The sequence below is a fragment of the Mesorhizobium sp. WSM4832 genome (assembly GCF_055811115.1).
The window spans coordinates 71,407-93,012 of sequence record NZ_JBVVQH010000010.1; the positions used below are offsets into that span (position 1 = coordinate 71,407).

General features: G+C 64.0%; 19 protein-coding genes. 12 read left to right on the forward strand and 7 right to left on the reverse strand.

The features are described 5' to 3' along the window. Both AC0L2L_RS16020 and AC0L2L_RS16025 read right to left on the reverse strand, forming a co-directional pair. On the reverse strand, nucleotides 1–497 hold a 497-nt coding region (locus AC0L2L_RS16020), incomplete at its 3' end, for a shikimate dehydrogenase family protein (protein ID WP_473579547.1). A 3-nt stretch (nucleotides 498–500) separates the two neighbouring features. After that, on the reverse strand, nucleotides 501–1,391 hold the full coding sequence (locus AC0L2L_RS16025) for a 2-hydroxy-3-oxopropionate reductase (protein ID WP_473579548.1): 891 nt from the start codon (nucleotides 1,389–1,391) through the stop codon (nucleotides 501–503). 104 nt (nucleotides 1,392–1,495) lie between these two features. Here AC0L2L_RS16025 and AC0L2L_RS16030 point away from each other — a divergent pair, with 104 nt between their 5' ends. Together AC0L2L_RS16030 and AC0L2L_RS16035 are read left to right on the forward strand one after the other, a co-directional pair. Next, entirely contained in the window at nucleotides 1,496–2,260 is a 765-nt protein-coding gene (locus tag AC0L2L_RS16030) for an HpcH/HpaI aldolase family protein (protein WP_473579549.1), read from the forward strand. A 14-nt stretch (nucleotides 2,261–2,274) separates the two neighbouring features. Next, complete coding sequence (locus tag AC0L2L_RS16035; RefSeq protein WP_473579550.1) at nucleotides 2,275–3,492, forward strand: NAD(P)/FAD-dependent oxidoreductase; 1,218 nt, start codon at nucleotides 2,275–2,277, stop codon at nucleotides 3,490–3,492. A 57-nt stretch (nucleotides 3,493–3,549) separates the two neighbouring features. On the opposite strand, the gene AC0L2L_RS16040 is transcribed toward AC0L2L_RS16035, so the two are convergent. Beyond that, nucleotides 3,550–4,509 (reverse strand): dihydrodipicolinate synthase family protein, encoded by a 960-nt coding sequence (locus AC0L2L_RS16040; RefSeq protein WP_473579551.1) that lies wholly within the window; start codon nucleotides 4,507–4,509, stop codon nucleotides 3,550–3,552. A 100-nt stretch (nucleotides 4,510–4,609) separates the two neighbouring features. Between AC0L2L_RS16040 and AC0L2L_RS16045 the strand changes: the two genes are divergently transcribed. The 5 genes from AC0L2L_RS16045 (at nucleotide 4,610) to AC0L2L_RS16065 (ending at nucleotide 9,417) form a co-directional block, all read left to right on the forward strand. Then, nucleotides 4,610–5,650: a proline racemase family protein gene (locus AC0L2L_RS16045; protein ID WP_473579552.1), complete on the forward strand. Its 1,041-nt coding sequence runs from the start codon at nucleotides 4,610–4,612 to the stop codon at nucleotides 5,648–5,650. Between the two features lie 199 nt (nucleotides 5,651–5,849). Further along, on the forward strand, nucleotides 5,850–6,842 hold the full coding sequence (gene ftsZ, locus AC0L2L_RS16050) for a cell division protein FtsZ (protein WP_473579553.1): 993 nt from the start codon (nucleotides 5,850–5,852) through the stop codon (nucleotides 6,840–6,842). 270 nt (nucleotides 6,843–7,112) lie between these two features. After that, nucleotides 7,113–7,400 (forward strand): YciI family protein, encoded by a 288-nt coding sequence (locus AC0L2L_RS16055; RefSeq protein ID WP_473579554.1) that lies wholly within the window; start codon nucleotides 7,113–7,115, stop codon nucleotides 7,398–7,400. Nucleotides 7,401–7,415: 15 nt separating this feature from the next. After that, entirely contained in the window at nucleotides 7,416–8,477 is a 1,062-nt protein-coding gene (locus tag AC0L2L_RS16060) for a maleylacetate reductase (RefSeq protein ID WP_473579555.1), read from the forward strand. Nucleotides 8,478–8,508: 31 nt separating this feature from the next. Next, entirely contained in the window at nucleotides 8,509–9,417 is a 909-nt protein-coding gene (locus AC0L2L_RS16065; protein ID WP_473579556.1) for an intradiol ring-cleavage dioxygenase, read from the forward strand. A 54-nt stretch (nucleotides 9,418–9,471) separates the two neighbouring features. Here the strand turns inward: AC0L2L_RS16065 and AC0L2L_RS16070 are convergent, their stop codons facing one another. Next, nucleotides 9,472–10,968 carry an aldehyde dehydrogenase family protein gene (locus tag AC0L2L_RS16070; RefSeq protein WP_473579557.1) on the reverse strand — a complete coding sequence of 499 codons (1,497 nt, stop codon included), beginning with the start codon at nucleotides 10,966–10,968 and terminating at the stop codon, nucleotides 9,472–9,474. Nucleotides 10,969–11,236: 268 nt separating this feature from the next. Here AC0L2L_RS16070 and fghA point away from each other — a divergent pair, with 268 nt between their 5' ends. Beyond that, nucleotides 11,237–12,070, forward strand: a complete 834-nt coding sequence (gene fghA, locus AC0L2L_RS16075) for an S-formylglutathione hydrolase (RefSeq protein ID WP_473579558.1) — start codon at nucleotides 11,237–11,239, stop codon at nucleotides 12,068–12,070. Between the two features lie 198 nt (nucleotides 12,071–12,268). Here the strand turns inward: fghA and AC0L2L_RS16080 are convergent, their stop codons facing one another. Continuing rightward, nucleotides 12,269–13,474 (reverse strand): ROK family transcriptional regulator, encoded by a 1,206-nt coding sequence (locus AC0L2L_RS16080; protein WP_473579559.1) that lies wholly within the window; start codon nucleotides 13,472–13,474, stop codon nucleotides 12,269–12,271. Nucleotides 13,475–13,744: 270 nt separating this feature from the next. Here AC0L2L_RS16080 and AC0L2L_RS16085 point away from each other — a divergent pair, with 270 nt between their 5' ends. From AC0L2L_RS16085 to otsB, 4 genes are all read left to right on the forward strand, one after another. Then, on the forward strand, nucleotides 13,745–14,803 hold the full coding sequence (locus tag AC0L2L_RS16085; RefSeq protein WP_473579560.1) for a glycosyltransferase family 4 protein: 1,059 nt from the start codon (nucleotides 13,745–13,747) through the stop codon (nucleotides 14,801–14,803). Nucleotides 14,804–14,847: 44 nt separating this feature from the next. Continuing rightward, entirely contained in the window at nucleotides 14,848–17,010 is a 2,163-nt protein-coding gene (locus tag AC0L2L_RS16090; protein WP_473579561.1) for an amylo-alpha-1,6-glucosidase, read from the forward strand. A 148-nt stretch (nucleotides 17,011–17,158) separates the two neighbouring features. Next, nucleotides 17,159–18,952 carry an alpha,alpha-trehalose-phosphate synthase (UDP-forming) gene (locus AC0L2L_RS16095; protein WP_473579562.1) on the forward strand — a complete coding sequence of 598 codons (1,794 nt, stop codon included), beginning with the start codon at nucleotides 17,159–17,161 and terminating at the stop codon, nucleotides 18,950–18,952. Then, nucleotides 18,949–19,731, forward strand: a complete 783-nt coding sequence (gene otsB, locus AC0L2L_RS16100) for a trehalose-phosphatase (protein ID WP_473579564.1) — start codon at nucleotides 18,949–18,951, stop codon at nucleotides 19,729–19,731. Before AC0L2L_RS16095 ends, otsB begins: the two co-directional genes overlap by 4 nt. Nucleotide 19,732: 1 nt before the next feature. Here the strand turns inward: otsB and AC0L2L_RS16105 are convergent, their stop codons facing one another. Then, entirely contained in the window at nucleotides 19,733–20,809 is a 1,077-nt protein-coding gene (locus AC0L2L_RS16105) for an ABC transporter ATP-binding protein (RefSeq protein WP_473579565.1), read from the reverse strand. Next, on the reverse strand, nucleotides 20,806–21,606 hold the full coding sequence (locus AC0L2L_RS16110; protein ID WP_473579567.1) for an ABC transporter permease: 801 nt from the start codon (nucleotides 21,604–21,606) through the stop codon (nucleotides 20,806–20,808). The genes AC0L2L_RS16105 and AC0L2L_RS16110 overlap by 4 nt, the downstream gene beginning before the upstream one ends.

The following is a 21,606-nucleotide window of genomic DNA, read 5'->3' on the forward strand; positions in this document are numbered from 1 at the left end:
TGTTTCGGGGGGGCCCCCCGCGCCCCGCCCCCCCCCCGCCCCCGCCCCCCCCCCCCCCCCCCCCGGCCCCCCCCCCCCCCCCCCCCCCCCCCCCCCCCCCCGACCTGGAGGATGTGCTTGCCGGCGATCCGGTGTCCGCCCGCCTTCAGCCCTTCGATAAAGCCCACGCCGTCGAAATTGTCGGCGTACCAGGTGCCGTTCGCCTGCCGGCGCACGGAATTCGCGCTTTGCACGCGCGCGGCGCGATCATGGGCCGTGGCGCATTTGTGGAAAACCGGGACCTTGTACGGCACCGAGATGATCACGCCCCGGATATTCTCCGCGGCCGTGATGCCGGCCCAGAAGGTGTCGAAATCCTCCGGGCGGCAGCTCAGCGGCACCATCAGGCTGTCGAGCCCTTTCTGCTCGAAGATATCGTTGAAGATCCCGGGGCTCTTCGCATGGCCCACTGGGTGGGCCAGCATGACGAAGATGTCGGCCTTTCCGGTTCCGCGCATCGGTTATTCCTTTCCGTTTGACAATTCGTGATCACTCAGGATTTCGAGGGCCCGCACGAGCGACGAATGGTCGGCTTCCGCGCCATCCGTTCGAGCGGCACAGGCATTCATCAGCTGCTGCGCCGTCGCCGTGCCCGGCAAGGCAACGCCGAGCGCGCGGGCGCTTTCGAGCGCGAGGTTGAGGTCCTTCTGGTGCAACCGGATGCGGAAGCCCGGCGCGAAGGTGCGGGCGATCATGCGTTCTCCGTGCACTTCGAGCACGCGCGATGAGGCGAAACCGCCCATAAGCGCGCTACGCACCTTGGCCGGGTCGCAGCCGGCCTTGCTGGCGAAAACCAGCGCCTCGGCGACCGCCTCGATGTTGAGCGCGACGATGATCTGGTTGGCGATCTTGCAGGTCTGGCCGGCGCCGTTCTTTTCGCCGATCAGCGTGATGTTCTTGCCGAGCTTCTCAAAGATCGGCAACGCGCGCTCGAACTCGGCGGCCGGCCCGCCGACCATGATGGTGAGGCTCGCCGCTCTGGCGCCGACCTCTCCGCCGGAGACCGGCGCATCGAGATAGCCTGCCCCCGCTTCCTTGAACTTCGCCGCGAATTCGGCCGTGGCGATCGGGCTGATCGAGCTCATGTCTGTGACCAGCTTGCCGGCCGAAATTCCTTCGAGCACGCCGTTTGGTCCAAGCAGAACACTCTCAACGTCAGGCGTGTCGGGCAGCATGGTGATGACGATCTCGGATAGCCTTGTCGCTTCGGCAGGGGATGCGACCACCGATGCCGTCAGGTTCTTCGGAAGAGGGGAGCGGTTGAGAACCGTGACGATCTCATGCCCGGCACCGGCGAGATGCCGCGCCATCGGCGCGCCCATCACGCCAAGCCCGATGAAGCCGATTTTCATGCGCAACTCCCGTGCGGCGTCGGAGCGCCTTGCAGTTCAAGCGAGGCATATGATATAGGACATCATACAAATTTCAATGCACCTTCTTTGGAGGCCGGTCGCAAATGCAGGAGCGCGTCAATTCGCTGAAAGCGGCCGTACAGGCCGGCCGGGCTCACATCGGCATCTGGTGTTCGCTGGCCTCGGCGCTTACCACCGAAGTCGTGGCAGGCTCCGGAGCGGGCTGGCTGCTGATCGACGGCGAGCACAGCCCGAACGATCTGCGCAGCATCATGGCGCAGCTTCAGGTCGCGGCGGCGTTTCCCTGCGAGTCGGTCGTGCGCCTGCCGTCGGACGATCCCAACCTGATCAAGCAGGCGCTCGACGTTGGCGCCCGCAGCCTGATGGTCCCGAATGTGCGCACGGCGGACCAGGCACGCGCAATCGTCGCCGCGATGACCTATGCTCCGGGCGGGTTCCGCGGCTTCTCGGTCGGCCACCGCGCCAACGCGTTCGGCCGCATCGCCGGCTATCACGCCAAGGCGCGCGAGCAGCAATTGCTTGCCGTGCAGATCGAGGACGAGACCGGCGTGGCCAATGCGGCCGAGATTGCGGCCGTGGATGGCGTGGACGTCCTGTTTGTAGGGCCGGGCGATCTCTCCACCAACATGGGCGCGATGGGCAATCCCGGCGCCACGCATGTGCAGGAAGCGATATCGTCCGTGCGCAAGGCTGCTGCTGCCGCAGGCAAGGCCAGCGGTATCCTGGCGCCCTTGAAGGCCGACGCGGACCGCTATCTCGCCGACGGCTTCACCATGGTCGCCGTCGGCTCCGACCTTGGCCTGCTGGCGCGGGGCTCGGACGCCCTGATCGCCTCATTCAAGCAGTAGAACGGAGAGCAGTCGTGGCGATCCCTCCTTACAAGGCACCTTCGCGCGACGCCTATGACATCGTCATAGTCGGCGGCGCGGTCGTCGGCTCGTCGACGGCCTATTGGCTGAGCCAGGCGCTGGGCAACGGCGCCTCGATCCTCGTTGTCGAACGGGACAGCAGCTACGAGTTCTCCTCGACAGCGCTTTCCACCAGCGCCATACGCCAGCAATATTCCAATCCGATCAATGTGAAGATCAGCCAGTTCGGCATCGAGATCATCCGCGGCTTCCAGGAGCGGATGGCCCCATTCTACACGAACGAGCCGGCGCCCGATCTCGGCTTCAAGGAGCACGGATATCTTTACTGCTGCTCGCCCGAAGGCGTGGAAGCGGCACGCGAACGGGTCGAGCTGCAGCGCAGCCTCGGCGCCCACACCATGTTCCTCGAGCCAGGCCCGCTGAAGGAGCGGTTCCCGTGGCTGAATGTCGACGACCTCGGCGGCGGCTCGTGGGGCGCTCGCGAAGAGGGTTGGTTCGATTCCATGGGCATGCTCAACGGGTTCCGCCGCGCGGCGCGTGCCAGCGGCGTCGAATATATCGACAATGCGGTGACCGGATTGGACATCGCCGATGGCCGGGTCGTTTCAGCCCGCCTCGCGACAGGCGAGACGGTTTCTTGCGGAACGCTGGTCAATGCCGCCGGCCCGAGGGCGCAGCAGGTGGCGGGCATGGCCGGCCTCTCCATCCCGGTAGCTCCCTACAAGCGCTACAGCTTCGTCTTCGCCAGCGCCAATCCGATCTCTGGACGGATGCCCAACGTCATCGACCTTTCCGGTACATTCGTGCGTCCGGAAGGCGAGCTTTTCCTCACCGGCAACACGCCGCAGGGCGATGGACCGGCCAATTACGACGACTTCGAAATGCATTTCGAGGAATTCGACGACTATATCTGGCCGTCGCTGTGGCACCGCATTCCGGCCTTTGATGCGCTGAAAGTCCAGACGAGCTGGACCGGCCACTACGAATACAACATGCTCGACCACAACGGCATCGTCGGCTTCCACCCGGAGGTGAGGAACTTCATGTTCGCCAACGGCTTTTCGGGACACGGCCTGCAGCAGTCGCCGGCGGTCGGCCGGGCGGTGTCGGAGCTGATCGTCCACGGCACCTTCCAGACGCTCGACCTGTCGCCGTTCTGCTACGAGCGCATCCCGCGCAACGAGCCGTTCCTGGAAGAAGCGGTAATCTAGGGCAGAGGCCGCCAATCGCCCAAGTTTCGATGGGATGGCGGCCTCAGGCCAATGGGCTCAGGCCGCGTATCTTGCCATCACAGGCTGGTTCGACCACTGGGCGTACCAGGTATCGAACAGTTTGAGCTGCTGCTCGGCATAGCCGCGCTGGCTGTCGCTCAGCGCATCCGTCGCATTGAAGTGCAGCCTGTATTCGGGATTACCCTTCAGCACCATCATGTGCTTGAAATAAAGCACCAGGTCCGGACCCTCGTCGAAGGAGGACAGCACGGCGAGCGCGGCGTCCAGTTCCTGCGCCAGCCGGCGCGCTTCGGCATCGCCCTTCGCCGCCGCCTGGCTGAGGCCGACCAGATGCAGCACTTCCTTCGGCAGCACGTTGCCGATGCCGGTGATCGCACCGGACGCTCCGCAATTGACGAAACCATGGAAGACGGCGGTGTCGACGCCGATCATCAGCGCGACCTCATCGTCGCGGCTGGTGATGTTTTCCGCCGCATAGCGCAGATCCGCCGGGCCGCCGAACTCCTTGAAGCCGACCAGGTTGGGATGTTCGGCCCGCAGCGTGAAGAAGAGGTCGGCGCGTGTGGCAAAGCCGTAATAGGGGCTGTTGTAGATGACCGCCGGCAGATCGGGGGCGGCCGAGAGAATTGCCTTGAAGTGGTGGCGCTGCGCGGTGACCGAGGGCCCGCGCGACAAAACGCGCGGGATCACCATCAGGCCCCTTGCGCCGACCTTTTGCGCATGCGCGGCGTGAGCCACGGCGCTGGCCGTGTTGACCGCGCCGGTGCCGACGATGACCGGCACGCCGGCCTTCACCAGGCGCTCGACGCCTTCCATGCGCTGCTCGTCGGTCAGCAGCGGCCAGTCGCCCATGGAGCCGCAATAGACGGCAGCCGACATGCCGGCGGCGATCAATTCGCGCCCCTTGCGCACCAGCGCGTCGAAGTCGGGAAGCCGGTCATTGGTGCAAGGCGTCATCAGCGCCGGCATGCAGCCGGAAAAAACGTTGGCGGTCATTTCAGATTCTCCTTGAGGCTGGCATGCTGTTTGATCAGTTTGTCCCGAAGCAGCACCGCTTGCCAAGCGGATAGTCGCGGCCGACAGGGAGAAACAAACAATGCGCACCAAAACCAGCATCCGCGTCGTCGGCTGCCATGCCGAGGGTGAGATCGGCGATGTCATCGTCGGCGGTGTGCTGCCGCCGGCGGGCCACACGATGATGGAAAAGATGATCGCGATGGAACGCGATCACGACCATGTAAGGCGCATGCTGATCTGCGAGCCGCGCGGCAGCGTCGCCCGGCACGTCAATCTCCTGGTGCCCTCGACGCGCGAAGATTGCGCGACGGGGGCCATCATCATGGAACCGACCGAATATCCGCCGATGTCTGGTTCCAACACGATCTGCGTCGCCACGGTGCTGCTCGAGACCGGGATGGTGCCGATGCAGGAGCCCGAGACGCGCTTCAAACTGGACATGCCAGGCGGCGTCATCGAGGTGCGCGCCGAATGCCGCGACGGCAAATGCCTGTCGATCACCTTCCGCAACGCGCCCGCCTTTGCCGAACGCCTCGACGCCAACATCGAGGTCGAGGGGCTCGGAACGCTCACGGTCGACATCGCCTATGGCGGGATGTTCTACGCGATTGTCGATGCGGCCGCGCTCGGCTTCTCGGTCACACCCGACGAGGCCCGCGACTTGGCCGCGGCCGGCGAGAAGGTTCGACGCGCGGCGCGCGAACAGCTCGATGTCGTGCATCCGGAATTCGACAATGTGCGTGGTGTGTCGATCGTGCAGTTCGCCATGCCGTTCCAAGGGCCGGGCAACGTCACGCGCAACACCTGCATCGTCTCGCCCGGACGCTCCGACCGCAGCCCGACGGGAACCGGCACTTCGGCCCGCATGGCCGTGCTGCAGGCCCGCGGCCTGATGAGCGTCGGCGATGTGCTGATCCATGAATCGATCATCGGCTCCCGCTTCACCGGCAGAATTCTGGAATTGACTGAGATCGCCGGACTAAAGGCGATCGTTCCTGAGATCACCGGCAGGGCGTGGATCACGGGTGAGCATAACTACTATCTCGATCCGACGGACCCGTATCCGCAAGGCTATGTGCTGTCGGACACCTGGGGCACCTCGACCTCGATAAAGCAGTAGCACGATCCGCGAAGTGGCCAGGCGGGACAGCCGAACTATCAGGCACCGCACTTGCACAGAATGTCAGTGGACCTTGCGGTGAGGCGTCTGCTCTGATTCCCTATGGCTGGTGGGGATCGCCTGATTCGTGTGCTCGTTGTTCCGGTTCCGCATGATCATGCGGCGGAGCAGCAGGTGCTTTCGGTAGAAAGATGAAAAAATGACCGCCAAGCCGGAAATCCTGGAGATGAGACCCAAGATCACCGTTGTCGGCGTCGGCGGCGCGGGCGGCAACGCCGTCAACAACATGATCGCCGAGGGCTTGCAGGGCGTCGAGTTCGTCGTCGCCAACACCGACGCCCAAGCGCTCACCATGTCGAAGTCGTCGCGGCTGATCCAGTTGGGCGCGCATGTGACCGAGGGCCTGGGCGCCGGCTCTCTGCCCCAGGTCGGCAGTGCGGCCGCGGAGGAATCCCTCGACGAGATCATGGACCATCTGGCCGGGACGCATATGTGCTTCATCACCGCCGGCATGGGCGGCGGTACAGGGACGGGTGCTGCGCCCGTGATTGCGCGTGCCGCGCGCGACGCCGGCATTTTGACGGTCGCCGTCGTCACCAAGCCTTTCGTGTTCGAAGGCAAGCGCAGGACCCAGGCCGCCGAGGAAGGCATAGAACGCCTGCGCGAAAGCGCCGACACCGTGATCGTCATCCCGAACCAGAACCTCTTCAGGGTCGCCGATGCCAAGACCACGTTCGCCGACGCCTTTGCCATGGCGGACCGCGTTCTCTACGCGGGCGTCGGCTGCATCACGGATCTCATCGTCAAGGAAGGTTTGATCAATCTCGATTTCGCCGACGTGAAGTCGGTGATGCGGGACATGGGCCGGGCGATGATGGGAACCGGGGAGGCCTCCGGAGAGGGGCGTGCAAGGATCGCGGCCGAGGCGGCGATCGCCAATCCGCTTCTCGATGAAGCCTCCATGTCGGGCGCCCGGGGTCTGCTCGTGTCGATCTGCGGCGGCCTGGACATGACGCTGTTCGAGGTCGACGAAGCTGCGACGCGGATACGCGAAGAGGTCGATACCGATGCCGACATCATCGTCGGCGCCATCTTCGACCAGGCACTGGCAGGAAAGTTCCGTGTGTCCGTCGTCGCGACAGGTCTGCGCAAGAGCGCGGACATTGCGCAGTTCGAGCAAAGGATTGCCTGAAGCCACGGCGATCTCTTGGCTGCGGTTGTGGCGACGGTACGACGCAATCGCCTGACGTCCGCTTCCGGCGCCGGATAAATCCCCAGCCACCACATGCTGCGGGCTGGCGAGCCTTTGCAGGATCTGCACGCCCCTTCGCAGCAGCTCTCACGGCTGCGGATCCGGCCGTCGTGTCTGTCCATATTGGACTAATTGACAGCCCTGTTCGACAGAAGTCGATTTAAATTCCGGTGCGGAGGAGTAGCGTCACGCCATGTCCGGAGGACTATCTTGCTGTTTGCCGTGCACTGCCTCGACCATGCCGATGCGCTTCCGCGGCGGCTTGCCAATTATAATGCTCACAAGGCCCATCTTGCGGGTGGCGCGGTTGCGACCGTAATCTCCGGGCCGCTGGTCGCGGCGGATGGCGCAACTATGATCGGCTCGCTCTTCGTCTTTTCCGCGGACAGCATAGAGCAGGTGAAGGCGTTCAACGCCGGCGATCCGTTCAATGCCGCCAATGTCTGGCGGAGCGTCAGCATCAATCCCTTTCTGCTGCGTGTCGACAACCGCGGCTGACGGGGGAGGGGCTCGATGAAAAGCTTCGTCTACAACGGCCAGCCGGCACGCGTCGTCTTCGGATCGGGCACGATCGCGCGGTTGCCGGAGGAGATCGACCGGCTGGGGCTGAAACGCGTGCTCGTGCTGGCAACGCCGCCGCAGGAGGCCGAAGCCCGGCGTCTTGCCGGGTCGCTTGGCGGCATAGCCGCCGGCGTCTATGCCAAGGCGACGATGCATACGCCCGTGTCCGTCACCGAGGACGCGCTGCGGGTCGTGGCGGAGTTGCGGGCCGACGGGCTGGTTGCGGTCGGCGGCGGCTCCACGACGGGCCTCGCCAAGGCGATCGCATTGCGCACCGACCTGCCGCAGATCGTGATGCCGACGACCTATGCCGGCTCGGAAATGACACCGATCCTCGGTGAGACGAAGGATGGCGTGAAAGTCACCCAATCGAGCCCGAGGGTGCTGCCGGAAGTGGTCATCTACGACGTCGATCTGACGATGACGCTTCCTGCCGCGTTGTCGGGAACAAGCGGCATGAACGCCATCGCCCATGCGGTCGAGGCGCTCTACGCCAGGGAGAGCAACCCGGTGATAAACCTCATGGCGGCTGAGGCCATCGGCGCATTGGTGGATGCCTTGCCGGTCATTGCCGAGACGCCGCATGACCGCGATGCACGCTCCAGGGCTCTCTATGGCGCCTGGCTTTGCGGCATCTGCCTCGGCTCGGTCGGCATGGCGCTGCACCACAAGCTTTGCCACACCCTCGGCGGCAGTTTCGATCTGCCGCATGCGCAGACCCATACGATCGTGCTGCCGCATGCGCTGGCCTATAACGCCCCTGCCGTTCCAGCCGTCATGGAAACCCTGCGAGCGGTGCTGAAGGCGGGCGACCCCGCGATGGCCCTCTATGATCTCGCGGGCCGGATAGGGGCCAGGCGCGCCCTGTCGGAGATAGGCATGCCGCCCGACGGGATCGACATCGCGACAGACCGTGCATTGGCCAGTCCTTATTGGAACCCGCGAGTGTTGGAGCGGGAACCGATCCGGGCTCTCATCGCCCGCGCCTATGCCGGCGAACCGCCGCAGGCCTGAGAACCCGAACGTCTCTGGAGGAGTTATCGCCATGACAGGCACCGCGCACGTTGCTCGACCGAAATATCCCTATTTCGAGGAAGAGACTTCGGTCGACGTGGTCAACGCGCGCATGGGACCGGATGTCGATCCGCGCCTGCGGGAAGTCATGAGCGTGCTGGTGAAACATCTGCATGCCGCCATCAAGGAGATCGAGCCGACGCATGAGGAGTGGCTGCAAGGCATCCAGTTCCTCACCGATGTCGGCAGGATGTGCTCCGACTGGCGGCAGGAGTTCATCCTTCTTTCCGATACGCTCGGCGTTTCGATGCTCGTCGACGCCATCAATCACCGGCGCCCGAACGGCGCTACGGAAAACACCATCCTCGGGCCTTTCTATGTGCCCGAAGCCCCGCGCTACGAGCACGGCGCGAACATCTGCCTCGACGGCAAGGGCGAACCGATGCTGGTGCGCGGGCGTGTGCTCGACACCGAAGGCAAGCCGATCGCCGGCGCGCTGATCGACGTCTGGCAGACCAATGACGACGGCTTCTACGATGTCCAACAGAAGGACGTGCAGCCCGACTGGAATCTGCGCGGGGTCTTCACCACGGACGCGAAGGGCGAGTACTGGTACCGGTCGGTCAAGCCGCGCTACTATCCGATCCCCGACGACGGACCGGTCGGCAAGATGCTCGCGGCGCTCGGGCGTCATCCGAACCGCGCTGCCCATGTCCACTACATCGTCAGCGCGCCGGGTTACGATCCCGTTATCACCCACATCTTCGCGCCCGATTGCCGCTACCTGGCCGAGGACGCCGTCTTCGGCGTGAAGGATTCGCTAATCGCCGATTTCACCAAGGTCGCCGACCGGAAAAAGGCGAGCGAACTCGGTTTCGAAGCCCCGTACTGGTCTGTCGAGTGGGATTTCGTCCTGGCTCACAAGACCGCCGGAACTTGAAGCTGATCCCCACCGATCCACGCGAGCTGCCTCACTGACCGTTCCAGCCCGACTTCAGTCTGTCTGGATCCAGACCGCTTTCGTCTCAAGATACTCATGCAGATGCTCGACGCCGCCCTCACGACCGTAACCGGACATCTTCATGCCGCCGAACGGCACGGCCGGGTCGATGGCGTGGTACATGTTGACCCAGACCGAGCCGGCCTTGACGCGGCGGGCAAGCTTGTGCGCGGTGCCGAGATTGGTGGTGAAGATACCGGCCGCAAGACCGTAAGGCGTCGCGTTGGCGCGCGCGACGGCCTCATCCAGCGTGTCGAAGGGCATCGCCGAGATGACCGGACCGAAAATCTCTTCGCGCGCGATGGTCATCTTGTCTGACACCGCACCGAAGACGGTCGGCGCGATGAAGTTGCCGCCGTCATAGAGCTCGCCCGTCAACCGCGAGCCGCCGGCGACCAGCTTGGCGCCCTCGTCGCTGCCCGCCTTGATGTAGCCTTCGACCTTGCCGGCCTGTCTTGCGTTGATCAGCGGCCCGATTTCGGTTTCCGCCTCGATGCCGTGGCCGATGCGCAGCTTGCCGGCGAACTCGGCGACCCGGCGCACGAACTCGTCATGGATCTCGCGCGCCACGAACAGGCGCGAGCCGGCGATGCAGATCTGGCCCGAATGCACGAACACCGCCATCGCCGCGACTGGAACAGCCTTGTCGATATCGGCGTCGCGGCAGACGATGATCGGCGACTTGCCGCCGAGTTCCAGCGAAACGCGCTTGAGATTGGTGACACCGGCGCGGGCGATCGCCTGGCCGGTCAGCGTCGAGCCGGTGAAGACGATCTTGTTGACGTCGGGATGCTCGGCCAGCCGTGCGCCGGCCTCGGCGCCGGTTCCGGTGACGATGTTGACGACGCCGTCGGGCACGCCCGCCTCCTGCATCAGCCGCGCGATCAGCAGCGGCGTCAATGAGGCGTCCTCCGACGGCTTCAACACGATCGTGCAGCCGGTGGCCAAAGCCGGCGCTATCTTCCAGATCGAGGCGGCGGTCGGGGCATTCCAGGGGATGATCGCGCCGACCACGCCGACCGGCTCGCGCCTGGTGAAGGTGACGATCTCGCCGGGAATGGAATTGTCGATCGCCTCGCCATGCAGCGCGGTCGCCATGCCGCCATAGAAGCGCAGCATGCCGATGACCCGGCGCCGGTTGGCCAGCGTGCGCGTGATCGGCAGCCCCATGTCGAGCGTGTCGGAGACGCTGAGCTCTTCCCAATGCTTCTCGAACAGGTCGGCGATCCTGAGCAGCACGCATTGCCGCTCGTAAGGCGAGAATTTGGACCAGGGGCCTTCGAAAGCCGCGCGCGCCGCGGCCACAGCCGCGTCGATATCCGAGGCTCCGCCACGCGGTAGCGTAGCCAGCACTTCGCCCGTCGCCGGGTTCAGCGCCTGCATCTCCTGGCCGGACTGCGCCGCGACCCACTTGCCGCCGATGAACATCGGCCGGAATTCGCCATGGTAAAGCGTCGTGGCCTTCGCCCTCGGGTCGAAGTTCAGCGTCATCTTCTCCTCCTCACGAATTCCGACGCGACTATTACTCCCGGCGCGGGCGACCTCAAACAAGGAAAGCTAAAAGGGCGTTCAGATAATCGGACTGTGCAACGCGCGCGACTTCCCCGATGGTTCCGGCAACGGAGGAAGCCCGCTCAGCGGGTGAAGGCCGGCGACATTGGCGAACTCCATTGCGCCGCCGTTTTGCGAGGCGCAAGGTTGCACATGCCCCGGCCGGCGGTTATGCCGGATCGAAATTTTCCGACGAGAGGCAGAGTTGATGAAGGTCGTTTCCATCTCCAAATCGCATGGCGGCATTCAGGGTGTCTATTCGCATGCTTCCGAGGTTTGCGCCTGCGACATGACTTTCGCCGTCTTCGTGCCGCCCCAGGCCAAGGACGGGCCTTTGCCGGTTCTGTGGTACCTGTCGGGTCTCACCTGCACGCACGCGAACGTCATGGACAAGGGCGAATACCGGCGCCTGGCATCCGAGCTTGGGCTCGTCATCGTTTGTCCCGACACCAGCCCGCGCGGCGCCGACGTTCCCGATGAAAAGGACAATTGGCAATTCGGCTGCGGCGCCAGTTTTTACCTCGACGCGACCGAGCAGCCTTATGCGAAGAACTACCGCATGTCCTCCTACATCACCGAGGAATTGCCGACGCTCGTTGCTGCGAACTTCCCGGTCGACAGGTCACGCCAGGGCGTCTTCGGCCATTCGATGGGTGGGCATGGCGCGCTGACGGTCGCGCTGAAGAATCCGCAGCGCTACCGAAGCTGCTCGGCTTTCGCGCCGATCGTGCAACCCTCGACGGCCGGCTGGTCGCGACCGGCCTTCGAGAAGTATCTCGGATCGGACGAGAAAAGCTGGCGCGCCTACGACGCGACGCTTCTGATCGAGGATGGCAAGCGCTTCCCGGAATTGCTCGTCGACCAAGGCACCGAGGATGGCTTCCTCCAGGACGGTCTTCGGCCATGGCTGCTCGACGAGGCATGCAAGAAGGCAGGCATCGATCTTACCTTGCGCATGCAGGAAGGCTACGACCATTCCTACAATTTCATCTCGACCTTCATGGACGATCATCTGAGGTGGCATGCCCGCCGCCTTGGGTAATGTCGTCCGTAAGAGAGCGCGTGCCGGCGGCCCTGCCGAAGGTTCACCCGCAACGTTGAACAGGTCCCGTAAGAACCGGAGCGTTTCATTGGGGAATTTTATGATCGGCCTGACCGCCATATCTCTTCGTCTTCGCAAGGTGGAAGGCTACGGCGAAGCCTCGGAGCCTTACCGTTACACACTTTCCCAGGAGTTACGCTAGCCCACCGGCTTCTGCAGCACGTCGAATTGTGGGTTGGTCTCCGAAAAGATCGGCAAGGCCGCGGCGCCGAGGACAGAGGTGTCCTTTCCCGCGGCGCCGACCAGGACGCGCGGCGTGACGCGGGCGCTGGTCGAGCTGACCGAGAGATGCAGTGGCTCGAGCCGGCTGGCCAGTGCCTCGATCACCGGCAGCGGCATGAAGCCGCCGAGCACGACGGTTTCGGGATCGAGCGCCATTTCGAGCACGTCGATCGCCTGGCGCATCGGCTCAACCGCCTGGGCCAGCCAGGTTTCAAAACGGCTGTCGCCATTTGCCAGAAGCTCTTCAAGCAGGTCGGGCGAGGCGTGATCGGGATCCGGCAGGTCGAGACTGTCATAGGCCGCGCGCAGCGAGACATAGCGCTCCAGGCAGCCGCGCTTGCCGCAACCGCAGGGAAGGCCGTCAGGCCTGACGATGATGTGGCCGATCTCGCCGGCATTGTGGCGGCTGCCCTTGTAGAGATGGCCGTCGAGGAAAAGGCCGGCGCCCAGGCCGGTTCCGATGAACAGATAGACAAAGCTGTCGAGCTTGCGCGCAACGCCATAGAGCCGCTCGCCGATCGCGGCCGCGGTGGCGTCGTTCTCAACGGTCACGGCGATGCCGGTTAGCCGTTGCAGTTCTTCGGCTATCGGAAAATTCTGCCAGCCGGGCAACGCAGTCGGCCCAACCGAAGTCATGCCTTCGACATCGAATGGCCCGGGCATCGCCATGCCGATGCCGAGCAGCCTTGTCCGGTCGAGGCGCGACGTCGCGATCAGATCGCTTGAGATCGCGGCCAGCACCGGCATTGCTTGCGCCGGGGTCGGCCGGTCCACTTCTCTCTCGACGCGGGCGCGCATGGTGCCGGAGAGATCGGTGACGACGCCGACGGCAAGCTGGTGATCGAGCTGCAGGCCGATCGAATAGCCGCCATCGGGATTGATGGAGTAGGGGACGGCCGGCTGGCCGCGCGCGCCTTTCAGCGTGGCCTCCGGGCGCAGCAGGCCGGCCTCTTCCAATTCCTCGACGATGTTGGAGATGGTCTGCGACGACAACGCCGTCAGCCTGGCAATCGCCGCTCGCGACAGCGCGCCGTTGCTGCGGATCGCCTCGATCACCACGCGTCGGTTGTGCGATTTCGCCTGCTCGAGATTGGTGCCGGAGATGGCTTTCTTGAGGATCATAAGGTAGCGGTTACCAGTCGCGGAAACTGTAAAGTGCCACTTTAGAAAATCAAGTTGATTTAATTATACTGGCGCTTGGCAACCAACTGAACGTCTGGGCCGGCGGTAAGGGCCTGCATATCGACGTATCGGAAATATCGGCCGCCTGGCGCGATGGCTCAGGCGAGCGCGATGGCAAAATCCGCGGCTGACGGCATGCCGCGGCCAACTGGGCAGGAACGATCTCGCGGTTGACGCATTTTGCTTCGCGTCAACCGTTTGAGGGACTCGATGCGCATTGCCCATGTCGCGCCGCTTTACGAATCCGTGCCGCCGAAACTTTATGGCGGGACCGAGCGGATCGTTTTCTATATCACCGAAGCGCTGGTCGAGCTCGGACACGATGTGACGCTGTTCGCGAGCGGTGACAGTGAGACGTCGGCGCGGCTGGTGCCCGGCCGCGACCAGGCCATACGCCTCGACCCGCGGCCGAAGAAATCGGAGATCGCCGCGCATCTGGCCATGCTCGCCGACGTGCGCGCGCGTGCCGGCGAATTCGACGTCATCCATTTCCATCTCAGCCATTTCCTGCATTTTCCGCTTTTCGAGCAGATCGCGGGGCGGACGGTGACGACCCCGCATGGCCGGCTCGACTATGTCGACCTGGCGCCGGCCTACAAACGCTTCCCGCGCTTCCCGATGATCTCGATCTCTCACAGCCAGAAGCGGGGCTTGCCGGATGCGAACTGGCTCGCCACGATCCATCACGGACTGCCGCTCGATGCCTATCAACCGACCTACGAACCACAGGCAAAAGAGCCGTATCTCGCCTTCCTCGGGCGCTTGTCGCGCGACAAGCGCCCGGACCGCGCCATCGAGATCGCGCGACGGTGCGGGTTGAAGCTGAAGCTGGCGGCCAAGATCGGCGATGACGACCGTGCCTATTTCCGCGATAACGTCGAGGCGCTCATTGACGGCGACCGCATCGACTATGTCGGCGAGATCACGGAGGGCGAGAAGGCTGCGTTTCTCGGCAACGCTGCGGGCCTCCTGTTCCCCATCGACTGGCCGGAGCCGTTCGGCCTTGTCGCGATCGAGGCCATGGCCTGCGGCACACCTGTGATTGCCTGGAACCAGGGCGCCCTGCCGGAGATCGTCGACAATGGCGCTACCGGCTTCGTTGTGGATAATGTGGACGATGCAGTCGCGTCGATACCCGCGCTTCTCGATCTCGACCGGCGGCAGGTAAGGTCGGTCTTCGAAGAAAGGTTCTCGGCAACAAGAATGGCGCGCGACTATCTCGCTGCCTATATGCGCCTGACCGGCATGCCGGAGGCTAAGGCCTCTTGACCTTGACCGCCCTGGGTTGGGGGGGGCAAACGAAGAGGTGACGAATGACGGAGCTCGACGAGCGCAAGCTCGATCCTGCCGTGGCCCTTTCCACGCTCGATGAAACGGGGCCGCGGGAACCGCACCGGCTTTTTGCCCTCAAGCAAGGTGACTGCTTCGCCGTCGCCGACGCCTATGGCGACATCAGGGGGTCGGGCGACGGGTTCTTCCGCGACGACACGCGCGTGCTGTCCGAATTCCGGCTGACCATCGGCGGCAGGCCGATGTCGCTGCTCGGCGCCTCGCTCAGCCAGGACAATGTGCTGTTCACGTCCAACCTGACCAACCTGCCGATCCAAAGTGCAGGCGGCCGCGATATCCCGCAGGGCGCGATCCATATCGAGCGAGTCAGGCTGCTGTGGCAGGACAGGCTGTTCGAGCGCATTACGCTTGCCAACTACAGCCGCGAGCATTCGACCATTACGGTCTCGCTGCATTTCGCAGCCGACTTTCGCGACATGTTCGAGGTGCGCGGCTCGACGCGGGTCAAGCGCGGCACGACGCATTTGGCGAGGACCGAAAAGGGGTCCGTCATGCTCGGATATGACGGTCTCGACGGGCTGCCACGCCTGTCGGCAATCTCATTTTCGCAGGCGCCCGATAAATTGGGCGACAATCGCGCCGATTTCCTGATCGCTGTGACCAAGCGCAGCAGGAAAGTGCTTTATGTCGAAGTCGGCCCGGAAGCTTCGGAAGCCCCCAATCGCGACCGGTTCCGCGCCGCCGCGGCGCGTGCCCGGTTCGGGATGCGCGCCAAACGGCGACATGGGGCGACAGTGCGCAGCTCGGGCCGCGTCTTCAACGACTGGGTCGAACGCGCCCGCGCCGATGTCGCGCTGCTCACCACGGAGCTTTCGACCGGGCCCTATCCCTATGCCGGCATTCCGTGGTTTTCGACGGCATTCGGCCGCGACGGCGTGATCTCCAGCCTGCAGATGCTCTGGCTCAATCCCGGACTGGCGCGCGGCGTTCTCTCATTTCTCGCCGAGCATCAGGCAACGGAGACCTCGCCTTTCAGTGATTCCCAGCCGGGCAAGATCATGCATGAGACGCGCAAGGGCGAGATGGCGGCGCTGCGCGAGCTTCCCTTCGGCCGCTATTATGGCGGTGTCGACACCACGCCGCTTTATATCCATCTTGCCTCGGCCTATGCCGACCGTACCGGCGACATGGCGTTCATCGATAAGCTCTGGCCATCGCTCAAGGCCGCTGCCGAATGGACGGAGGAGGCGAGCCGCGCCACCGGCTTCGTCACCTACCAGCGCGCCGCCGAATCCGGCCTTGCAAACCAGGGCTGGAAAGACAGTTTCGATTCGGTGTTCCACGCCGACGGGCGCATTCCAAAGGGGCCGATCGCGCTGGTCGAAGTGCAAGGCTACGTCTTTGCCGCCTTCCGCGGCATGGCGGCCCTCGCGCGCCGCCGCGGCGAATTCGCGGACGCCGAGCACTGGGAAAACCGCGCCGAGGAAATGCGGGTCGCCGTCGAGCGGGATTTCTGGCTCGACGACATGAACTTCTACGCCCTGGCCATCGATGGCGAGGGCCAACCATGCAAGGCTCGAACATCAAACGCCGGGCACCTGCTTTTTGTCGGGCTGCCGCAGCCCGAGCGTGGAAAGCTGGTCGCCGAGCAGTTGCTGTCGGCCTCCTTCCATTCCGGTTGGGGACTGCGAACGCTCGCCGACGATGCGGTGTTCTTCAACCCGATGTCCTATCACAACGGCTCGATCTGGCCGCATGATACGGCGCTTTGCGGCGTGGGCCTCGCCCGTTACGGCGAGCGCGACAGCGTGGTGCGGCTAATGAGTGGCACTTTCGAGTCGGCCGTGCATTTCAACATGCGGCTGCCGGAACTGTTCTGCGGCTTCGCCCGGGCGCCGGGCGAGGCACCGATCGCCTATCCGGTAGCCTGTCTGCCGCAGGCCTGGTCGGCAGGCTCCACTTTCATGCTTATGCAGGCCTGCCTGGGACTTGAAATCGACGGTTGGGAAGGCGAATTGCACGTCACGCGCCCAAGGTTGCCGATCGGCATCGACACGCTCACGCTGCGGCATCTCTCTGTCGGCGAAAGGGCGGTCGATCTCACCTTCCAGCGGGTCGGCGACCGTGTCGCCGCCTTCTTGCCCGACCGGCACGAAGGCCAGGTGCCGCTCATCGTTCGCACATAAATAAAGCCCCGCAAACCCGCGTTCAACAATCGAAAAATGTCGGAACCCATGACCGGGTTGTGCGTTCCATACCTGAACCGGTCTGCCGGTCCGCAGCCGGCAAGAATGAAAACAAAGAGCGGACAGCCGGAGGCAACCTGACATTTCAATGACACAATATGGCGTCGACCTGTCTTTGGTCCTTATTCTCGCAAGCCTCGGACTTTCCGCTCTCGCGATCTTCATTTCGATATCCCGCCATCGCCGCAATCACTTGAGTGCGTCAGCTACGCCGGGTTCCAGCGATGACTTCGCCACCGAAGCCGCGCGCAAGGTGCTGCGCGAATTCGAGAAGAACGGGCAGTCCGTCGACGCGGCTCTGGTCACTTGGTCGCCGGACACGTTGCGCAAGATTTTGGCCGACGAACTGCCGGATGCGCAGGTGATCGTCGTCTCCAATCGCGAGCCTTATATCCACAACGAAACAAAGGATGGCGATGTCGAGCTTGTCGTGCCGGCGAGCGGGTTGGTGTCGGCGCTGGAGCCGATCACACGCGCCTGCGCCGGCACCTGGATCGCCTATGGCGGCGGCACCGCCGACCGGACGGTGGTCGACAGGAGCGACCGTGTACAAGTGCCACCCGGCAATCCATCCTACACGCTGCGCCGGGTCTGGCTGAGCGAGGACGAATATCAAGGCTACTATCTTGGCTTCGCCAACGAAGGCTTGTGGCCACTTTGCCATATCGCCTTCACGCGCCCGATCTTCCGCACCTCCGACTGGGACGCCTACGAAACGGTCAATCGCAAATTCGCCGACACGGTGGTTGCCGAAGCGCGCAACGAACGGCCGATCGTGCTGGTCCAGGACTATCACTTCGCGCTTTTGCCGCGCATGATCCGCGAGCGTCTGCCGGAGGCAATCATCATCACCTTCTGGCACATACCGTGGCCGAACTCGGAAGTGTTCAGCATCTGTCCGTGGCGCGAGCATATCCTCGACGGCCTGCTCGGCAGTTCAATCATCGGCTTCCACACCCAGTTCCATGCCAACAACTTCACCGAAAGCGTCGACCGCTTCATGGAAAGCCGTATCGAGCGGGCGGATGCGGCCGTCTCCTATGGCGGCCAGGTCACGCTGGTGCATGCCTATCCGATCTCGATCGAATGGCCGGTCGAGCTGCTCAAGGCGCTGCCCAGTGTCGAAGAGTGCCGCGCCCGGATCCGCAAACGGTTCGGCATTCCAGCCGATGCCAAGCTCTGCGTCGGCGTCGAGCGCCTCGATTACACCAAAGGCATCCTCGACCGCTTCCACGCGCTGGAGGAGTTGTTCATTCGTCATCCTGAAATGATCGGGAAGGTGGTGTTCCTCCAGATCGCCGCCCCCAGCCGCGGCACGTTACCGGCCTACAAGCACCTGCACGAGGAATGCCTGCGCTATGCCGACGAGCTCAACGAGCGCTACGGCGACGAGACCTACCAGCCTGTCGTGTTGGTGGCGGAACATCATGCCCAGAAAGGCGTCTACGAGATCTATCGCGCCGCCGACATCTGCATGGTCACCAGCCTGCATGACGGCATGAACCTCGTTGCCAAGGAGTTCGTGGCGTCGCGCGACGACGAGCGGGGCGTGCTGCTGCTCAGCACCTTCGCCGGCGCTTCGCGCGAATTGCTGGAGGCGCTCATCGTCAATCCTTACGATGCAGCGATGATGAGCGAGGCGATGCTGCAGGCGCTGACCATGGGGCCGGACGAGCAGCACGAGCGCATGCGGCGCATGCGCGAGATCGTGCGCGACAACAATGTCTACCGCTGGGCCGGCAGCATGCTGCTCGACGCGGCGCGGCTGAGGAAGCGCGGCGACCTCGACCGGGTCACGGCTTCATACGATCGGCCGACGGGTCCCACCGGCGACAATGTCGTTTCCATGTTCGAACGCAAACAGGCAGTCGGATTCCGATGAAAATTCAGGCAGATCTTACCCCGCCGCTTCCCGAAGGCCGCTGGGCGCTTTTCCTCGACATCGACGGCACCTTGCTGGAGCACGCGGCGCATCCGGACAGCGTGTCGGTCAGCGATGAGTTGCGCCAATTGCTGGAGGGGGTCGAGCGGCGGCTGGACGGAGCGCTCGCCTTCATCACCGGTCGTTCGATCGCGGCCGTGGACCAACTGTTCGATCCCTTGAAGCTGCGGATCGCAGGCCTCTACGGGCTGGAGCACAGGATTGCGCCAAATGGGAAGATCGAGGCCGCCGATGCGCCGGCGGATATGGCGGCACTCGCCGACGAGATCGAATTGGAGCTGGCAAGCAAGGCGGTCTATGTCGAGCGCAAGGGTCCTGTGCTCGCCATCCACACGAGAGCCGCGCCGCAGCTTCTGGCGCGAGCGACGCAATTGGTCGAGGCCGCGCTTGACCGCTTGCCGAGGGGCTACCGGGTGATCGCCGGCAATGCCGGCGTCGAGCTTATGCCGCTCGAAGCCGCCAAGGGCGCCGCGATCCGGCGCTTCATGCAGCTCGATCCTTTCACCGGCAGGCGGCCTGTGTTCCTCGGCGACGACACGTCCGACGAGAACGGCTTCGACACGGTCAATGCCGCGGGAGGAATTTCGATCCGGGTAAAGCCGCAGGGCGAGACCACCGCGCGCTTCGCCATCGAAGATGTCGCGAGCGCCATTGCCTGGCTCGAAGCCAATTTCGGGGAACCGGCCAAGCAGTCAAGCCGCAGCGATCTCGTCGCCTAATCTAGGCGGGAAACAGGAAGGCGCCGCCGGGATCGAAGAACACCTGCCGCCGGCCCGGCGAGGTATCTTGCGTTGCCACCATCGAGGACGTAGGCCTGATATCGATTTCCTGTCCGGCGTTTGTGCGCGCGACGATGCGCCGGCGCTCGCCGTAAAAGGCGATGTCGACGATCTCGACGGAAAGCTCGGCATTGTTCGGCGAGCGCTCCAGGCGAAATGCTTCCGGCCTGATCATCAGCTTGGTTTTCTGCCCCCGCTCGAAGCTGCCATTCGCGTTTATGCCGGAGACGAGCGAGCCGTCGGCAAGGCGGATGGTGGAGGCGCCTGCCACCGTTTCCAGATGTTCGGCGGCAAGGAAATTCGAGTTGCCGATGAAGCCGGCGACAAAATCGGTGGCTGGCCTGAGGTAAAGATCCTCGCCGGTGCCGATCTGCTCGATGCGGCCGTCCCTGAAGAGCGCGATCCGGTCCGACAGGTGCAGCGCCTCTTCCTGGTCATGCGTGACATAGAGGATGGTGACACCCGTCTCGCGGTGGATGCGGCGGATTTCGGCCTGGATCTCTTCGCGCAGTTTCTTGTCGAGCGCCGAGAGCGGCTCATCCATCAGAAGGATGGGCGGATCGTAGGCCAGCGCGCGGGCGAGCGCGACACGCTGCTGCTGGCCGCCAGAGAGCGCCGCGGGCAGCCGCTCGGCGAAGCTTTCCAGCCGCACCAAGGAAAGCATGTCGGCGACCTTGCGCTTGACCTCGGCATCCGGCCGGCGGCGCACGCGGAGCGGGAAGGCGACGTTTTCGGCGACGCTCAGATGCGGAAACAGCGTGTAGCGCTGGAAGACCATGCCGATGTTGCGCTTGTGCGAGGGAACCGACAGCAGCGACTTGCCCTGCAGCAGCACGTTGCCGGAGGTCGGATCCTGGAAGCCGGCGATGGCATAGAGCGTCGTCGATTTGCCAGAACCGGACGGACCGAGGAAGGTCAGGAATTGGCCCTTGGGAATGTCCAGCGTCACATCATGAACGGCGGTGAAGGCACCGAAAGCCTTGCGCAATTTGCGGATCGAGAGGAAGGGCTGGGTCATGTCTGCAGCTTTCGGCGCAAGAGTGCCGTCACGATCATCAGGGCAAGCGTGAGCGCGACCAGCAGGCTGGAGGCGGCGGCGATGACGGGAGTAAGGTCGGACCGAAGACTGCCCCAGATCTTGACCGGCAGGGTCTGCAGGGTGGGGCTGGCCATGAAGATCGCCACGACCACCTCGTCCCAGGAGGCGAGGAAGGAAAAGATGGCGGCGGAGAAGATGCCGATGCGGATCGACGGCAGGGTGATCCGCAGCTTCGCCTCAAGCGGGCTCGCGCCGCAGACGATGGCCGCATCCTCGATCGACTTGTCGAAACCTTCGAGCGCAGTGGCGATCGGGATGATGGCGAAGGGGAGCGCCAGCACGGTGTGGGCGACGACGAAGCCGATCGTCGTGCCGCCCAGGCCAAGCCGCAGGAAGAAGTCATAGATGGCGATGGCGAAGACGACGACCGGCAGGACCATCGGCGTCAAGAGCAGCCCGCGCAGGATCTCGCGCCCGCGGAACTGGCCGCGAACCAGCGCGAAGGAGGCGAGCAGGCCGATGGTTACGGCGAGGATTGCCGTCATCGTTGCGATGCGCGCGCTGGTGAGAGCTGCTTCGATCCAGGACGGATCGGCAAACAGTTCCTGATACCATTTGAGCGTCCAGCCGGGCGGCGGAAAGGCAAGCCAGCGCGAGGAGCCGAATGAGAGCAGCACGATAAAGACCACCGGCAGGAGCAGGAATGCCGCGACCAAGGCGGTGAAGCCTAGCAGGACAATTTTCAGCCAGCCGAGGCGGTCATAGTCGAGCAGCAT

Excerpts from the sequence above, each read along its gene's own strand:
- AC0L2L_RS16040 (WP_473579551.1), bottom strand. The coding sequence starts at position 4,509 with ATGACCGCCAACGTTTTTTCCGGCTGCATGCCGGCGCTGATGACGCCT.
- AC0L2L_RS16085 (WP_473579560.1), top strand. The coding sequence starts at position 13,745 with ATGCGCATTGCCCATGTCGCGCCGCTTTACGAATCCGTGCCGCCGAAA.
- AC0L2L_RS16025 (WP_473579548.1), bottom strand. The coding sequence starts at position 1,391 with ATGAAAATCGGCTTCATCGGGCTTGGCGTGATGGGCGCGCCGATGGCG.
- AC0L2L_RS16045 (WP_473579552.1), top strand. The coding sequence starts at position 4,610 with ATGCGCACCAAAACCAGCATCCGCGTCGTCGGCTGCCATGCCGAGGGT.
- AC0L2L_RS16030 (WP_473579549.1), top strand. The coding sequence starts at position 1,496 with ATGCAGGAGCGCGTCAATTCGCTGAAAGCGGCCGTACAGGCCGGCCGG.
- AC0L2L_RS16070 (WP_473579557.1), bottom strand. The coding sequence starts at position 10,968 with ATGACGCTGAACTTCGACCCGAGGGCGAAGGCCACGACGCTTTACCAT.
- AC0L2L_RS16110 (WP_473579567.1), bottom strand. The coding sequence starts at position 21,606 with ATGCTGCTCGACTATGACCGCCTCGGCTGGCTGAAAATTGTCCTGCTA.
- AC0L2L_RS16095 (WP_473579562.1), top strand. The coding sequence starts at position 17,159 with ATGACACAATATGGCGTCGACCTGTCTTTGGTCCTTATTCTCGCAAGC.
- ftsZ (WP_473579553.1), top strand. The coding sequence starts at position 5,850 with ATGACCGCCAAGCCGGAAATCCTGGAGATGAGACCCAAGATCACCGTT.
- otsB (WP_473579564.1), top strand. The coding sequence starts at position 18,949 with ATGAAAATTCAGGCAGATCTTACCCCGCCGCTTCCCGAAGGCCGCTGG.
- AC0L2L_RS16065 (WP_473579556.1), top strand. The coding sequence starts at position 8,509 with ATGACAGGCACCGCGCACGTTGCTCGACCGAAATATCCCTATTTCGAG.
- fghA (WP_473579558.1), top strand. The coding sequence starts at position 11,237 with ATGAAGGTCGTTTCCATCTCCAAATCGCATGGCGGCATTCAGGGTGTC.
- AC0L2L_RS16090 (WP_473579561.1), top strand. The coding sequence starts at position 14,848 with ATGACGGAGCTCGACGAGCGCAAGCTCGATCCTGCCGTGGCCCTTTCC.
- AC0L2L_RS16080 (WP_473579559.1), bottom strand. The coding sequence starts at position 13,474 with ATGATCCTCAAGAAAGCCATCTCCGGCACCAATCTCGAGCAGGCGAAA.
- AC0L2L_RS16060 (WP_473579555.1), top strand. The coding sequence starts at position 7,416 with ATGAAAAGCTTCGTCTACAACGGCCAGCCGGCACGCGTCGTCTTCGGA.
- AC0L2L_RS16105 (WP_473579565.1), bottom strand. The coding sequence starts at position 20,809 with ATGACCCAGCCCTTCCTCTCGATCCGCAAATTGCGCAAGGCTTTCGGT.